Here is a 15,316-nt window from a genome sequence, read left to right as displayed (position 1 = left end):
CTTAACTGATCGGCATTAGTGCTTCGGTACTCTCTTTTTTTATGCCTGAAACGTGATAGAGGCCGTTTTTTTCACCGCTCTGACCAGTTTAATCAACTGCACAATCCGGTGAAATGCAGCGAATGATGGTGATTCAGATGGCGATAAAATCATAAATACGGTGAAGAATGACCCATTTCAGAGGAATCGTGTTAACTGCCTGTGAGCGATAGACGGGGTTGATAAAAAAGCGTTACAGTTGTTGCAGTCTGCCGCATTGTGTTATTGCGTGTGGTGGGCACATAGCATGAAACACGCACAGTTTTCATTTATTAGGCTAAAAATAAGCCCTAACTATGTACTATTAGCCTGTATAGCTAATTGAAAGTGAAGGTTATTCTCCTTTGCTGTATTTCTGCGCTGGCATCGGTCTACCCCGTGCTGTGCATGTTTGACGGGTCCTCCAGGCCGGTTGAACCTGTAACGGCGACCGCATGTGACAGTGGTGGAATGAATTAGCTATGCAGGGTGGTAGTCGCGACCTGGAGGCAGAAATATGGAAATGTTGTCCGGCGCTGAGATGATCGTACGTTCAATGATCGATCAAGGCGTAAAGCATATCTTCGGATACCCTGGTGGTTCCGTGCTGGATATCTACGATGCACTGCATGAGAAGAGCGATATCGAGCACGTCCTCGTCCGGCATGAACAAGCCGCTGTACACATGGCTGACGGCTATGCCCGTGCAACCGGTGAAGTCGGCGTGGTGTTGGTAACTTCCGGTCCGGGGGCAACCAATGCGATCACCGGCATTGCGACCGCTTACATGGACTCCATTCCGCTCGTGGTCTTCTCGGGTCAGGTCATGAGTAACCTGATCGGTAACGACGCCTTCCAAGAGTGTGACATGGTCGGGATCTCACGTCCGGTTGTGAAACACAGCTTTCTGGTGAAAAAGCCAGAAGACATTCCTGCGATAGTCAAAAAAGCCTTTTATATTGCTGCCAGCGGCCGCCCTGGTCCGGTGGTGATCGATATTCCTAAAGACATGCTGAACCCGGCAGAAAGCTACCCGTACCAGTACCCAGAGCGTATTGCGATGCGTTCGTACAACCCGACCACCAATGGTCACAAAGGCCAGATCAAGCGTGGTTTCAAAGCCTTGCTGGCGGCGAAAAAGCCGGTGTTGTACGTAGGCGGCGGGGCGATCATGGCCGATTGCAGCCAGCAGTTGCTGACATTGGCGGAGACGCTGAACATTCCGGTGGTGAACACCCTGATGGGGCTGGGGGCCTTCCCGGGCAGCCATGAGAAGAACCTCGGGATGCTGGGCATGCACGGTACCTATGAAGCCAATATGGCGATGCATAATGCGGATCTTATCTTTGGTATCGGGGTGCGCTTTGATGATCGCACCACTAACAATGTCGCCAAATACTGCCCGAATGCCACCATCATGCACATTGATGTGGATCCGTCTTCCATCTCTAAAACCATTGCGGCTGATATTCCGATTGTGGGCTCTGCCGACACCGTACTCAATGGCATGCTGAAGATGTTGGATGAGCACAGCGCTGAGCGCGATGCTGCAGCCTTGGATAGCTGGTGGAGTGAAATTGCCACCTGGCGTGCCCGTCAGTGCCTGAGCTACGACACCAGCAGTGAGCGCATTAAGCCGCAGCAGGTGATTGAAGTGCTGCACCGTCTGACCAATGGTGAGGCGTATGTGGCCTCAGATGTGGGCCAGCACCAGATGTTCGCCGCGCTGTATTACCCGTTTGATAAGCCGCGCCGTTGGATCAACTCCGGTGGCCTTGGCACCATGGGCTTTGGTTTGCCAGCAGCCATGGGCGTGAAGTTTGCGCTGCCGGATGCTGAAGTCGTATGTGTGACCGGTGACGGCAGTATCCAGATGAATATTCAGGAGCTGTCGACCGCCCTTCAGTACGATATTCCGGTCAAGATCATCAACCTGAACAACCGCTTCCTGGGCATGGTGAAGCAGTGGCAGGACATGATTTATCAGGGTCGTCATTCTCATTCTTACATGGATTCCGTACCGGATTTTGCCGCGATTGCGGAAGCTTACGGCCATGTTGGCGTGCGTATTTCGGATCCGAACGCACTGGAAAGCGAGCTGGAAAAAGCCTTGGCGCTCAAAGATCGTTTGGTGTTTATTGATATCAGTGTGGACGAAACGGAGCACGTGTACCCGATGCTGATCCGTGGCGGTTCAATGAGTGAAATGTGGCTAAGTAAAACGGAGAGAACATAATGCGCAGGATTGTATCGGTACTACTGGAAAATGAACCGGGTGCATTGTCACGTGTTGTCGGCCTGTTTTCCCAGCGAGGGTATAACATTGAATCTTTAACCGTGGCCCCCACGGACGATCCAACGTTGTCGCGTTTGAACATCACCACCCATGTAGAAGATGACGCCGCACTGGAGCAGATTGAAAAGCAACTGCACAAGTTGATCGACATTCTTAAGGTCAGCAATGTCACCGAAGGTGAGCACGTTGAGCGTGAGCTGATGCTGGTAAAAGTGAAGGCCAGTGGCTTTGCCCGTGCCGAAGTGAAGCGTACCGCTGACATTTTCCGTGGGCAGATTGTGGATGTGACCAGCCAGATCTATACCATCCAGCTGGCAGGGGCGAGTGATAAACTCGATGCCTTTATCGCGGCGGTCAGTGAAGCGACCGAGATCATTGAAGTGGCCCGCAGTGGTGTCGTGGGTGTGGCGCGCGGTGAGCGAGCGCTGAAAGCCTGATGGTTTCATGGCCTTCAGATAAAACCTCAGCCCCATAAGGCAAAGCCAAATAAAGCAAAAGCCGGATAGTGATATCCGGCTTTTTTGTGGGCGGAAAAAACGGTCTTCTTAGACTAAAGTCTATAGGTAGCTCGCTGTCGTGACCCAGAGGAGAAGACCATGTTAACGAAAGCCCCAGCCAAATGGATGGCAAGAACCACGGTGGTCAGCTTGGTCCTGCTCGGGTTTCAGGTCAGCGCCCTGTATTTCCTCTTGGCCGTTTTACTGCTCAATACCCATCACAAAGAAATCTTCTGGTAATGCGACGCCACTCTGAGCCATCACGCCTTATAGGTACTGTTTGATGTGCTCTAACGCGCGCTGTGAGTGGTTGGCGAGTAAGCCTAACGCTTCTTCGCTGTTGCGGGCCAATACTGCTTTCATGATCGCTTCGTGCTCACCGTTGTCGTGGTAACGCTCTTCGTTGCTGCGGTGGTGGCTGAGCCAGATATGGCGGTAGCGGCCAATTTGTTCATACACCTGATGGTACAGCGACAGCATCACCGGCGATTGGCTGCCTGTCAGCAAGGCAAGGTGGAAGTCACGGTGACACTTTTCCCACAGGGTAAATTCGGTTGCTACATCCGCAGGGTGCAAACGGCTGAGACGGTGGTAGGTGGTGAGAATGTTGAGTTCCCAGTCTTCGTCACCGGCTTCCATAGCCTGAGACAAAAGCAGTTTAGAGAGTTCTAAATTGGTCTTATACAAATCGTCTAATTCTGCCACCGACACCGGTGCTACCCAGCAGCCTTTTTGTGGGGCGAACTGGACATACTTACGCCACGATAATTGGACGAGCGCTTCGCGGATCGGGGAGGCACCGACTTGGTATTGGGTAGTTAACTCGGCGACGACCAGTTTCTGGCCAGGTTTTAGAATGCCGGAGAGAATGTCCTGACGGATCATCTCCATCACTTTCTCACTAAGGGTTGGGCTGGACACTGTTTTCCTCACTGTCAATGTTCGGTGCAAACAATCATCCTCTGAAAGTATGATTGTGTGGGCGAGTATACGCAGGAATAAAATGAACCGCGATTGTCAGCATGCAGAAGTGTGAGATCCTACACTTTATGTGTATCTTGTTGCTTATTAAGTGAAAAGTAGGGCAAGGCGTGCGGCGTGTTGGGACGAGTTTGGCGGCATTCACAGAGCATAAAAAAACGGGAGCCGAAGCTCCCGTTTTTCCGTCATTTGTACAAGCGTAACTTATAGTACGTGTACAGATGCAGTGTTGGTTGTGCCTGATGGTACTAGTGCACCAGAAACCATTACCACGATGTCGCCTTTCGCGCCTAGACCTGTTTCTAGCGCTAGCTCTTTACCGCGTGCGTAGAAGTAGTCAGTGCTGTCGATAGAGTCAACGATCACAGGTGTTACACCTTTAGACAGAGCAAGCTGTGCTGCTGTCTTAGCGTTAGTGGTTACTGCTAGGATGTTCGCAGTTGGGAAGTATTTACGTACAGAACGTGCAGACTTACCCGCTTCAGTAGCAACAACGATCAGTGGTGCGTTTAGCTTCTCAGATGTGTCTACTGCGCCTTTACATACTGCTTCAGTGATGCGTAGACGTGGGCTGTCTAGACGAGAACCTAGCTCAGCTTTAAGTGCAGTGTCAGTACGCTGACAGATCTGCGCCATGATAGTCACAGCTTCGATAGGGTATTTACCCTTCGCAGATTCACCAGAAAGCATTACTGCGTCAGTACCATCCATGATGGCGTTCGCAACGTCACCCGCTTCTGCGCGTGTTGGACGTGGGTTCTTGATCATAGAATCCAGCATCTGAGTTGCAGTGATAACCACTTTACGTGCACGGTTACACTTCTCGATCATCATCTTCTGCGCGAAGATAACTTCTTCAACTGGGATTTCAACACCTAGGTCACCACGAGCAACCATGATACCGTCAGAGGCTTCTAGGATAGCGTCGAAGTTATCAACACCTTCCTGGTTTTCGATCTTAGAGATGATCTGGATGTTTTCGCCGCCGTTTGCGTTTAGAAGCGCACGGATTTCTTTTACGTCTTCTGCTTTACGGATGAAAGAAGCAGCAACGAAGTCAACGCCTTGCTCACAGCCGAACTTAAGGTCAGCTTTATCTTTTTCAGCAAGTGCAGGCAGTTTTACAGAAACGCCAGGTAGGTTAACACCTTTGTTTTCGCCTAGGTCGCCGTTGTTCAGTACTTTACACTTCACTTCAGTGTCAGTTGTTTCAAGTACTTCCATTTCGATTAGGCCGTCATCCACAAGGATAGTGTTGCCTTTCGCTAGGTCTTTTGCGAAACCAGGGTAAGTTACCGCTACGCGATCTTGGTTGCCGATCACTGAAGTGTCAGTAGTGAATGTGAATTCCTGACCTGCAACAAGAGAAAAATCTTGACCGCCTTCAAGCTTGATTGTACGGATTTCAGGACCTTTAGTGTCCAGAAGAATCGCTAGCTGCTTACCAGTGTTAGCCATTACTTCACGTACGTTCTTGATACGCTGACCGTGTTCTTCGAAGTCACCGTGTGAGAAGTTAAGGCGCATTACGTTCATACCAGCGTTAGCCAGTTTAGTAAGCATTTCTACTGATTCTGTTTTAGGTCCAATCGTACATACGATCTTGGTCTTTTTCATTGAGAATGGTCTCCGGACGAACTTTTACCCAAGGGAAAATGGAATCACAGTGTTATACCTGAAAATGCAGAGCCAACAGTGATAATGCACATCGAAAATAGGATGCTCTTTTCACTCTTGTCTTTTCACCTTACAGAACGCGGTGATAATACAAAAAAATAACAAAAATATAGCCTTACCCAAGCACGGGTCTGCTTGGGTAAAACAGCTCTTGTTCATGCACGATGTGCCGCTGAAGCCCCGTCATCACGCAGTCTAGCGAGATTCGATGACGAAAATATGTCCGGCTTACATAAATGTGTCTGCCAAACAAGCGACGTATACTAGCATAGTTCAACTCTTTGATCACCTTGTGAGAGTGTGCAAATTTTTAACGCACGCTCAAAGAGAAGTTGGGATTATCTACATATTTCACAGATTTTTTTTGTTTATTATCAATGGATGATTAATTTTTAGCTCCGAAATAAATCAGCAGTGTTCAGGTCGCCTTCATAGAGAGAGAGGATAATGCTTGGTGGTATGGCCTGTTGGCATTATATTGCTAACAGGAATGTGCGAATGCATCTGACACGCCTCTTTTTGACCGTCTGAAAAGCACAGTCATCCTGTTAAGGGGATGAGCGGGGCCGGCATGCATGTCGTCGTGTTTATTAGGAAAGTGCCACATCGTGTCTACCCACAGCCTGCTTCATGAACCCCTCGCCATTGATGCTCAGTATGGTTTGGTGATTCACCGAAACTTTATTCCCCTGTTTGCTAACGATGCCTATGCGCATTGTTTTGGCTACAACACCGGCCAAGAGATCCTGGCGCTGCCCAGCCTGCTATCACTGATTGCTCAACATGAGCAGGATACCGCAAAAACAGCTTATCAGCGTGTGATGACAGGCCTTGATCAGCCGGGCGTACGCACCTTTGAAAACCTCAATAAAGACGGTGAATTGATCACGGTATTGACGGTCGACAGCGTGGTGGACTGGCAGGGTGAGCCGGCGATGCAGATCATCGTAGTGGATTTGAGCCGTCAGATCGCCATGCAGCGCCAGCTGCTGGCCAGTGAGCAACGCTACCGTGAACTGGTGGACGGATCGATTCAGGGCATGCTGGTGCATAAAGATTTTCAGCCGCTGTTCTGCAATCAAGCCTATGCGAACATGTACGGTTTTACCGACGCCAATGCCCTGTTGGCGCAGCCCTCTATATTGCCTTTTATTAATACCCAATTTCATGTGCAAGCCTGGCAGGATAACCAAGCCTTATTAGCCGGACAGGTCGCGGTGATCAAAACCGAAGCCAAAGGTCTGCGGGCCGACACCTCGGTATTGTGGCTGAGTTTGTTGTCGCGCCCGGTCGACTGGAACGGGGAGCGCGCGGTACAAGTAACCGCGATGGACATTACTGAGCAGCACGAGTTACGCGAACAGCTGGAGTATCGGGCTAATTTTGATGGCCTGACCAATGTGTATAACCGTCGCGCCTTATCGGAGCATTTGCAGCTGCAGCTGAAAAGCGCCATTACCCGTCGCCGGCCGTTGAGTTGCTTGTTGATCGACATTGATAATTTTAAGGCGATCAATGACAGTTTCGGCCACCATGCCGGTGATGTGGTGCTGCAGCACTTTGCCAAAGGATGCCAACAACTGACGCGTCAACACGATCTGCTGGGGCGTTGGGGCGGTGAAGAGTTTGTGCTGGTGTTGCCGGGGACGGCATTGCAGCAAGCGCAACACATTGCCGAGCGTTTGTGTTGTGCGATGGCCAGCATGGCGGTGCCGGTCGGTACACAGTCTATTACTTTTACCGTGAGTATTGGGGTCGCCGCGTTATCGCCCGCGATCCAATCAATCGAGCAATTGGTAGGCTCAGCCGATGTGGCACTGTATGATGCTAAACACCGAGGTAAAGGCCAAGTGGTGGTAGCCGAGGTGACCGCGCCGTGTTTGTATTAACTGACAGGGTGTTGAGCGGGCAGATCACAGAATGGCGTACAACATGCCGTTTTCTGTTGTGTCAGCACAAAAAGACAGACGTGTTTCTTCTACAATAGGGAAGGGGAATTGGCAGGGTCACTGTTTGGCTGCGCTGAATAAAAACACCATAATAACCGAGAGAGTTTACCCTCTGCGAAAACAGGAGAACCCGTAGTGAAGCATGAAACCGTAACCATGGATGTGCCTGTCGCGATCGCCGAGCGCGTGCAGGCGTTAATTGATGCCCATGAGGCAAAAGAGAAGTTTAACATTGAGCGCAAAGCGGTCGTGAATGATCTCCTTGCGATGGATGCGCTGAGTTGTGAGATGGCCGTGTATCGCTTGCCACAGGGCGAGTTGCTCGACACATTGCGTTTTGTGTATGAACTGTCTGGGACGAACAGCAAGTTCATCAAAAACATTCTGAACCAAGCCCGAGAAAACCCACAGAAAGCCCTGTCAGACGCCCAGCGCGCTTCTGCCAAAGGGATGTTGTTCAATTTGCTTAATGAGCCGTCTGTGCTCTCTGCGATGAAAGAAATCTAAAAACGATGGCCGTTATGGGCGGCCACTCGTTAGCCGCGCGCCGAGTTATAGATACTCAGTCATCGCCGCCAAATCATAGATATGAAAAAGGCCGAAGCGGTTATTCACCACTTCGGCCTTTTCGTGTTCTTGCGAACGAATCTGGTGGCCCCTGACAGACTTGAACTGTCGACCAAGCGATTATGAGCGAAGATCCGATCAAATTCCCCCACACATTTTACGGCCTAGTTCTGGACTGAAATTTTACATCACACCTTTGCGAGCAAAACGTTGTCGCCCTTGTCGCGGTGTCGCCATGTCGTCGGCGACAAGCAGGGTGTTGAGTTTTATGGGAGGTGGAAGACCGGAAGCTGACCGGAAAAGACAGGACGTTTACCTCAGAAACAAAATCAAAAACAAACGCATATTATTTATTTGTAATGGCTCTTACTGGTTCGTCTGGTAAGGGCCTTTTTGTTTTTAACTGAAATGAGGTGATACATGCCACGTAAATTAAACAATAAAGAAAATGTTACTCAGCCAACCCTTAGCGAGAGTCCAGAGCTAGCTACTGAGGAAACTCCTGTGAACCACTTCGCTAATGTCGTTTTAAATGGCATGGCGAAAAAGCTCAGTCCAAAAACTGAGAACAAAGTGTTCTATGAGCTTGCGGTACATGATGATCTAAATGCTATATATCTGCGCATATCTGGTAACGAGGGAGGTGGTTTACATAGCAAGGAGTGGATTGCGCTAGATGATATTTTTGCAGTACTGGACAGTCAAAAAGATAAGCCGTTTAAGAGTACCGTTCTGAAATCTTTGTTTAAAGGTGGCAGTGCTAACAATGTGGGTTTTCTCGCTGCTTGTTTAAGAGATATGTCACTTACCGTCCCCGCTGAAAAGTCAGTGTTCTTGCATTCGCTAACGCCTGAGTATGAGCAACGCTGCGAGGAATTGCGTTCTCTTGTTAAACCAACAGAAAAGACCAAATGAATGTTTACTTATATAGAGGGAATGGCATGAGCAAGATTGATAAGAGAGCACTAACAGCGGCAATAGTAGTGAATACAGATAATGATGAAACTTGCTACGAGATAAAACCCAGTACCAAGGGAGCACTGAAAGGTGCAGCAACGGGTATGATTATAGGACGGTTTTTTGGTCCCGTAGGTCTAGCTGTCGGTGCTGGAGTAGGTGGCGTACTGGGCTTCGTTCTGGGTGATGAAGACTAAGGGAATAGGCTAGAAAAGCAGTGGTAGCTCGATGAGTTACTGCTGTTTTTTTTTTTGAATATGTGAGTGTTCCCGTGTTCACGGTGTTATGTTGCGCAGTTGCTTTTTAATTTACATTTTCCTTACCTTAATGTTTTCATGATTTTTTCCTTATGGCCTAGCGCGTGGGATGGAAAGCGTCGAGCTCTAGTGGTTAAGCCCATTAATGGGGTGTATAACGCTGGCCCATGATTTTCTCGGCTTTCTATAGGCTCAAAGTCCTGACTCGCTCTAAAGGCATTAAAAGTTTCAACATATCTAGTATAGGACGTTTACCATTTTGAACGCCCAATTGTTGTGTAACTGTAAACATTAACCATGAGGAAATATACATGAAAAAACTATCACTAAACGGCGCAATGCTGGGCTTTATCGCTCCACAGCTCTCTGAGCAAGAGGTGTTAACGCGGCTTGCATATAACGCAGCGCTCATCGCAGAGAAAGTGGAACAACCAGTCAATGCTGCTCGAGTTGGACAAGAGTATTATCTGGTTAACCCAAACGATGCGGAGCTAGAGCAGGCGTTGAGTGATGCCGAGCATTCTGTTCGGTCTTATGACCTCTACCTAGTGAGGTACCAACATAAAGCTGCAAATTTGGTACCGGTACCTACCCATTCTTCGAATCCGTGGAATATGACGAAGTCTTTGGTTTTAGACACGGCGACAAAACAGGTAGTAAAGATTCGTTCGAACAAAGAGCAAGAGTGCTACGAGTTTGAAGTGGTATCTGAACTGGCTCGCACTGATTTTGCAGAGGTAACAGAAGAGCAATGGACTGAGATTCAAGAGAAGTTTGCTCAAAACCATCAGATTAATACGATGGATGATGCCGTTCGATATGGGTTGCTAAAGGATACGGGGAGTAACGATGAAGTCGAACAAGCTTTAAATAAGACCGAGGAATCGGATAGTGACGACTTTGGTGAGTATATGAAAGAAACATTCAATGAAGAATTGAACATGGATATGAACATGGATACCGATGATGATCTTCTAGCATTGTTAAAGTAACCCCATAAAAGCTAAAAGCACGCCTAAATATACACATCTAAATATCCCCAAATAATACACGTCTTTTTTACACCAATTCTCTGCTGACCAGCAGTGTTTGTGCATTGTCACACCTGTTGGTTAGCTGCTGACTAATCTCGACCATTTGGTCATTATATTCGGTGTTAAATTATGAGCGACAAGAAAGCCCTAGTAGAGTCAATTGCAGATGAGTTTGAAGTGAAAGATTTTCTATTCAAAGAAGGCTACGCATATTACAAGCAAAACGTGGGGGCCATCACCAAGTGCATCCCACTAATGTCTCAAGAAATGTCCAACATCATTAGGAAGAAAGCACGAGAAGGTCTAGACCTTAGAGTCCGCAGTAACATTATAGAAGAGGTTAAAGCAGAACTTGAGGCGATGGCTTATGAGTCCCCCGTGTTCACTGGGCAGTTAGCCCAACGCGTTGGTCTAGACCCTATAACAAAATCAGTACTTATCGATCAAGGAGATGAAGGCAGCACTCTTTTGCTTCTTAGAGATGGCAAAGTTGAAATCATCAAAGATGGTGATGAGTTCCATCATGTTCCATTTCTTCGGTCCCCTCAAATGCTGGCATTGGCTACGCCTGATCTTACAGGGTCTTGGCGAGATGGTATAAAACTACTGCACCCTTATGTGAATACCTCGACCAGTGAGTTGATGATGCTCATTGTTTACATTACATACGTACTGGCTCATCCCAAAGCCGTTGGCGTTCCATACCCCATCCTTGTTATTCTGGCAGAAAAGGGCTCAGGCAAAAGCTTCACCTCGGGAAATATCGTTCGAGGCCTTACCGACCCTAACACCAATGCAACACTAACATTTCCTCGTTCAGACAAAGACTTAGCCATTCACTCTAACAGTAGCTACATGCTGATGTACGACAACATGCGCTCTTTGAGTCGTCCTATGAGCGATTTGTTGTGTTCAGTGGCAACGGGTTCCAGTTTTGCAACTCGTAAGCTCTATGCTGATAGCGATCTATCGAGCATGAGGCTGCACTCGCCGTTGGTACTCAATGGTATCCACTCCTTTATTAAGGAATCTGACCTTGCCGACCGTTGCTTGCGTTTGTCGTTAGCGAAAATGGATGAAAAAAACCGCCGTTCTGAACGAGAACTCAAGGAATGCTGGGCAAGAGATTTACCCGTGATCTTTGGTTCGTTACTTCAGTTATCTGCTCTGCTTCTTCAAGTAGAACCGAACGTTAAACCAGTTCACTCTGCTCGTATCATGGACTTCTCAGCATGGCTGGCAGCATTTGAGCAGGTCGTAGGATTGCCAGAGGGGAGGATGCAGAAAGCTTACAAGGACAATGTCAAATCGCTCTCAGCATCTGGTGTAGAGCATGACTCGTTAACCATCGCCTTTGAGAAATTTATCGCGATGAATTGCAAAGACAGCACTGTGTGGGAGGGGGAACCGAGCGAGTTACTACGGATGTTACAAATGCTGGAAAGTTCATACGGCATGCCTAAAACGGCTGCATCTTTGACAGTTAAGCTCAAATCCCAAGAGGCGAGCTTTAATGCTGCGGGGATCTTTTTCCTTATGGGTCGAGGCAAAAAACGCTTCATCAAGGTAGCCGGTAAACCATTTTCGTAAGTCTGGTGACGTAGGTTGACGACGTGACGCCTCTGACTGTGGGGGGGGGCGTTGAGTGGTGACAAGCAATTTTCAACTTTAGGTGAGTAATATGGCAAAGCAAAAATTTTATGTCGTATTTGAGGGACGTAAGACTGGCATTTTCAACAGCTGGGATGAGACAAGGACGTATGTTGATGGTTACAAGGGGGCAAAGCATTGTAGTTACAAAACACGACAAGAGGCTCAAGAAGCGTTAGATGAGTATCTTGCCCCCTGTGGTCTGAACGATGCTGAGCTTTTGGATATGAGTGACGATGAAATTAGTAGTGAGTTACTTATGTTTTTGGAGGAGGGAGATGAATGCCCTTTCTAAGATACGAGTGAACAAAGTGACATAGTGAACAACTCAGCCCGTTAGGATGCAGTTCTAGCGGGCTGAATGTTTTGTAAAGCTCTAAAGGCGGTTAAAGAAGTCACCGACAATCCAGTCCCACAATGCTTTTGCAACAGCTCCAAAGATAATGACAAAGACAAACTTGACTATAGCGGCTACTAAACCTGCTTTAAATAAAGCCACAAGACTGCCAAGAATCGCCACTGAAATCACAATCTTGTTGTATAGACTCACTTCATTGTTGTCATTCATGCTAATACACCATAAGCATATAGTTGATGTGCATATAATTAACCTTGGGTGGGGTTCATGCAAGTAAAATGTGTATAAATTTAGCTCTCTTACAGTTCATATTAATGGAATAGACAATGCAAAAAATTGGACTTGTTTTATCGGGTGGTGGTGGCAAAGGTGCTTATGAAGTTGGTGTATGGAAAGCGATGGAGCAACTGGGCCTTGCCAAAGACATTTGTGCTGTCTCCGGAACTTCTGTGGGGGCATTAAATGCAGCGTTATTTGCTCAGGGAGATTTGGCTAAAGCAGAAGAAGCTTGGCTGAGTATGAAACCCTCTGATGTGTTGAGTATCAATCTGAGGGATACTCTGGCTGCGCTACTTAAGGGCGGTATTGTTGTTTCGCCTGCTATCGCAGCGGTAGTAAAAACTCTGGCGATGAGTGGAGTGTTCTCTCGCGATGGTTTACATCGGATCATCCAAGACTATCTTGATGAGACGGCGATAAAGCAAAGAGGCATGCCTTGTTACGCCTGTGCTACAGAGCTACCTACCTTTAAGAAGATCTACTTTTCTTTGCAAGAGCATCGCCAAGAAACGATAGAAGATATTTTGTTAGCATCGTCAGCAATTCCAGTGATATTCCCTAAACAGATCGTACAAGGTAAGCGTTACTGGGATGGGTTTATTCGAGATAACACTCCGATAAGACCGCTTGTTGATGAGGGGTGTAACATCATCATCGCAGTCATGCTCAGTCGTTCAGACCTTATTCCAACAGACCTGTACCCAAATTGTAAAATCATTCCTATCTATCCACAGGAACATCCCGGTGCCCCATTAAGCTTTACCGAGTCAGCCAGAAAAATGCAGCACGGCTATGACGATACTATGGCAGTTCTCGCGCCTGTTTTTGAACTGGTTGAAGGCAACTATCAGTACAGCGTGGAGTTACTCAAATATAAAAAACAGCATGATGAATTTGAATATCACATGCAACAACGAGTAGCTAACAAAACAAATTTAATCGCTTCAAAACAAAATTTGCTAAAGGAAATGAGTAAATGGTAACGGCAGTAACAGAGACATCAAAGCTACCTGTTGAAGTGGATGTGCTTTCACAAGTTGATACATTCATTGATGATTTAATTGTAAAACATGGCAAAAATTCAGAGATGGTGAACCTGATGGCGTTAGAGGCAACATCACTCGCAACATCAGTATCATCACGTAGTAAAGAGCTAGAAAGCCAAGGTTTTTTAGCTCGTCTGTGGGGGGACTTAACGGGCAAGAACCAAAAGGTAACTGTGCGCAATACTTATGAGCTAGCTCAGAGTCAGTATCTCGGCCAACAAATGTTGAACAAACTGGCTGAAAACAACCTGATGACCTACCAAATGGTCGTTTCTCTGGGCGATAAAGTGAATCGCGTCGTCGCCGACGTCAACGAAACACAGCAAGAACTGGCAGAGCTGAACCAAAATCTAGCCACATTTTTTGCGTCGATGCGTCAAACGTTAGAGGCGAAATTTACCAGCCTGGAGCGTAACGATGATTTGTTGTTCTGGAAAGAAACACTGGGATTTGAAAGGGTATACCAAGGCAAAACCTATGGTGAGTTAACCCGTCCTGAGAAAATGGTGTGTCTGGCTAACGAGTTCTACCACCACTCTCATCAACAGTGGAGCCCTAGAGATTTATCTTTTTTTAAGGCGGTGATGGTACAAGTTGGGCATCATCCTGATGAGAAAGTATCGCTAAAAGAGGTGTACCAAAGCTATCAAGAGCAACCCGTTTTGCTAGAGCAGTTGTTTAAAGGCATTGATGCCAAGCCTGAATTAGATGATGCGGAAACACTCATGCCAGCGTTGATGGGACTAGGTAAGTTGCAAACGCTAGAAACTATTGATGCTCACATCATTGATACCATTTTAGAGTACTCCCCAAATGCCTCTAAGCAAGATCTTAGCCTGACGTTAGCGACGAAGTATGTGCAGCAAACCTCTGGACGTGATCTTGAGCGAGAAGTGCCATTTTTTGATGTGGTGATGAACTTGGTTGAAGATTTAGTGTTTTATAAGCAACTTCAGGCGTCGCAAAAACAGCAAGAATGTGATGAAGTTCAGGAGGCTCTAGATGTTATTGAATTGAGTAAAGTTCAAGGCGAAAGGAACATTTCCACTGAGTGTTCAGACTTTAATCTTTTCTTGCAATCTAATGTTGCTCAGCTAAAGGTTATAAAAATAGGACATCGTAAAGATAAGGTGGGAACATCAATTTTTTATGGGAAAGAATATATTAAGGCTGGTGAGATCTTGCATCTGTTACCTAAATCATCACCATGCGTGCTGATTAATATGTATGGTTCAAGGGTGTATCCGAAGGGTAAAAAATGCAATGAAGTAGGTAATTTATGCGGTGGGAAATTAATGTTTGATGCAGATGAGGTTGTTATTCCACGTCATTTGAAAGACATATTGCCAAAATACTTTTCAGATTTAACTCTTATCCCCGGAAAACCAAATGGTTTATCCGGACCATATTGCTTAATTATACTCGATCTATTTAGTACCTTAACTAATGGGGTGGTTAGTAATTCAAATGGGTATCAGATCGAGGTGTTAGATTTTGATTATTCAGATTGGCGAAATCAAGATTTATTTCATTAAATGTTGTTAATTTCAGTTGGTTATACGGGGTAGCTCAACACCCTGCTTGTCGCCGACGACATGGCGACACCGCGACAAGGGCGACAACGTTTTGCTCGCAAAGGTGTGATGTAAAATTTCAGTCCAGAACTAGGCCGTAAAATGTGTGGGGGAATTTGATCGGATCTTCGCTCATAATCGCTTGGTCGACAGTTCAAGTCTGTCAGGGGCCACCA

Annotated in this window: 15 protein-coding genes; 12 read left to right on the top strand and 3 right to left on the bottom strand. The window is 47.0% G+C overall.

The features are described 5' to 3' along the window. Nucleotides 1-535 precede the first annotated feature (535 nt). From ABT58_RS22880 to ABT58_RS24220, 3 genes are all read left to right on the top strand, one after another. Nucleotides 536-2,254 (top strand): acetolactate synthase 3 large subunit, encoded by a 1,719-nt coding sequence (locus ABT58_RS22880; protein WP_047876753.1) that lies wholly within the window; start codon nucleotides 536-538, stop codon nucleotides 2,252-2,254. Next, nucleotides 2,254-2,751 carry an acetolactate synthase small subunit gene (ilvN, locus tag ABT58_RS22875; RefSeq protein ID WP_047876752.1) on the top strand — a complete coding sequence of 166 codons (498 nt, stop codon included), beginning with the start codon at nucleotides 2,254-2,256 and terminating at the stop codon, nucleotides 2,749-2,751. The genes ABT58_RS22880 and ilvN overlap by 1 nt, the downstream gene beginning before the upstream one ends. Nucleotides 2,752-2,910: 159 nt before the next feature. Continuing rightward, nucleotides 2,911-3,051 (top strand): hypothetical protein, encoded by a 141-nt coding sequence (locus ABT58_RS24220; protein ID WP_047876751.1) that lies wholly within the window; start codon nucleotides 2,911-2,913, stop codon nucleotides 3,049-3,051. Nucleotides 3,052-3,078: 27 nt separating this feature from the next. On the opposite strand, the gene ABT58_RS22865 is transcribed toward ABT58_RS24220, so the two are convergent. Together ABT58_RS22865 and pykF are read right to left on the bottom strand one after the other, a co-directional pair. Then, nucleotides 3,079-3,732: a GntR family transcriptional regulator gene (locus ABT58_RS22865; RefSeq protein WP_229821803.1), complete on the bottom strand. Its 654-nt coding sequence runs from the start codon at nucleotides 3,730-3,732 to the stop codon at nucleotides 3,079-3,081. Nucleotides 3,733-3,996: 264 nt separating this feature from the next. After that, entirely contained in the window at nucleotides 3,997-5,409 is a 1,413-nt protein-coding gene (pykF, locus tag ABT58_RS22860; protein WP_047876749.1) for a pyruvate kinase PykF, read from the bottom strand. Nucleotides 5,410-6,077: 668 nt separating this feature from the next. Between pykF and ABT58_RS22855 the strand changes: the two genes are divergently transcribed. The 7 genes from ABT58_RS22855 (at nucleotide 6,078) to ABT58_RS22825 (ending at nucleotide 12,178) form a co-directional block, all read left to right on the top strand. Next, nucleotides 6,078-7,358 (top strand): sensor domain-containing diguanylate cyclase, encoded by a 1,281-nt coding sequence (locus ABT58_RS22855; RefSeq protein WP_047876748.1) that lies wholly within the window; start codon nucleotides 6,078-6,080, stop codon nucleotides 7,356-7,358. A 195-nt stretch (nucleotides 7,359-7,553) separates the two neighbouring features. Further along, on the top strand, nucleotides 7,554-7,925 hold the full coding sequence (locus ABT58_RS22850) for a hypothetical protein (RefSeq protein WP_047876747.1): 372 nt from the start codon (nucleotides 7,554-7,556) through the stop codon (nucleotides 7,923-7,925). Nucleotides 7,926-8,405: 480 nt separating this feature from the next. Next, nucleotides 8,406-8,900, top strand: a complete 495-nt coding sequence (locus ABT58_RS22845) for a hypothetical protein (protein ID WP_047876746.1) — start codon at nucleotides 8,406-8,408, stop codon at nucleotides 8,898-8,900. 26 nt (nucleotides 8,901-8,926) lie between these two features. Beyond that, nucleotides 8,927-9,139, top strand: coding sequence for a glycine zipper domain-containing protein (locus tag ABT58_RS22840; protein WP_047876745.1), 213 nt, complete (start codon nucleotides 8,927-8,929; stop codon nucleotides 9,137-9,139). A gap of 371 nt (nucleotides 9,140-9,510) precedes the next feature. Beyond that, the gene (locus tag ABT58_RS22835; RefSeq protein ID WP_047876744.1) at nucleotides 9,511-10,191 is read left to right on the top strand and encodes a hypothetical protein; all 681 of its coding nucleotides are present in this window, start codon (nucleotides 9,511-9,513) and stop codon (nucleotides 10,189-10,191) included. Between the two features lie 171 nt (nucleotides 10,192-10,362). After that, complete coding sequence (locus tag ABT58_RS22830) at nucleotides 10,363-11,823, top strand: hypothetical protein (RefSeq protein WP_047876743.1); 1,461 nt, start codon at nucleotides 10,363-10,365, stop codon at nucleotides 11,821-11,823. 91 nt (nucleotides 11,824-11,914) lie between these two features. Then, nucleotides 11,915-12,178, top strand: coding sequence for an RNase H1/viroplasmin domain-containing protein (locus tag ABT58_RS22825; protein ID WP_047876742.1), 264 nt, complete (start codon nucleotides 11,915-11,917; stop codon nucleotides 12,176-12,178). Nucleotides 12,179-12,259: 81 nt separating this feature from the next. Here ABT58_RS22825 and ABT58_RS22820 read toward each other — a convergent pair whose 3' ends face one another. After that, nucleotides 12,260-12,451, bottom strand: coding sequence for a hypothetical protein (locus ABT58_RS22820; protein ID WP_047876741.1), 192 nt, complete (start codon nucleotides 12,449-12,451; stop codon nucleotides 12,260-12,262). A 116-nt stretch (nucleotides 12,452-12,567) separates the two neighbouring features. Here ABT58_RS22820 and ABT58_RS22815 point away from each other — a divergent pair, with 116 nt between their 5' ends. Both ABT58_RS22815 and ABT58_RS22810 read left to right on the top strand, forming a co-directional pair. Continuing rightward, nucleotides 12,568-13,503, top strand: a complete 936-nt coding sequence (locus ABT58_RS22815) for a patatin-like phospholipase family protein (protein ID WP_053063188.1) — start codon at nucleotides 12,568-12,570, stop codon at nucleotides 13,501-13,503. Beyond that, complete coding sequence (locus ABT58_RS22810) at nucleotides 13,497-15,101, top strand: hypothetical protein (RefSeq protein ID WP_047876740.1); 1,605 nt, start codon at nucleotides 13,497-13,499, stop codon at nucleotides 15,099-15,101. The genes ABT58_RS22815 and ABT58_RS22810 overlap by 7 nt, the downstream gene beginning before the upstream one ends. Nucleotides 15,102-15,316: the final 215 nt, after the last annotated feature.

Origin of the sequence: Photobacterium aphoticum, assembly GCF_001029435.1 — a bacterium.
Lineage (GTDB): Bacteria > Pseudomonadota > Gammaproteobacteria > Enterobacterales > Vibrionaceae > Photobacterium > Photobacterium aphoticum.
The sequence above is the reverse complement of the archived record's forward strand: the minus strand, read 5'-3'. Positions and strand labels throughout refer to the sequence as shown.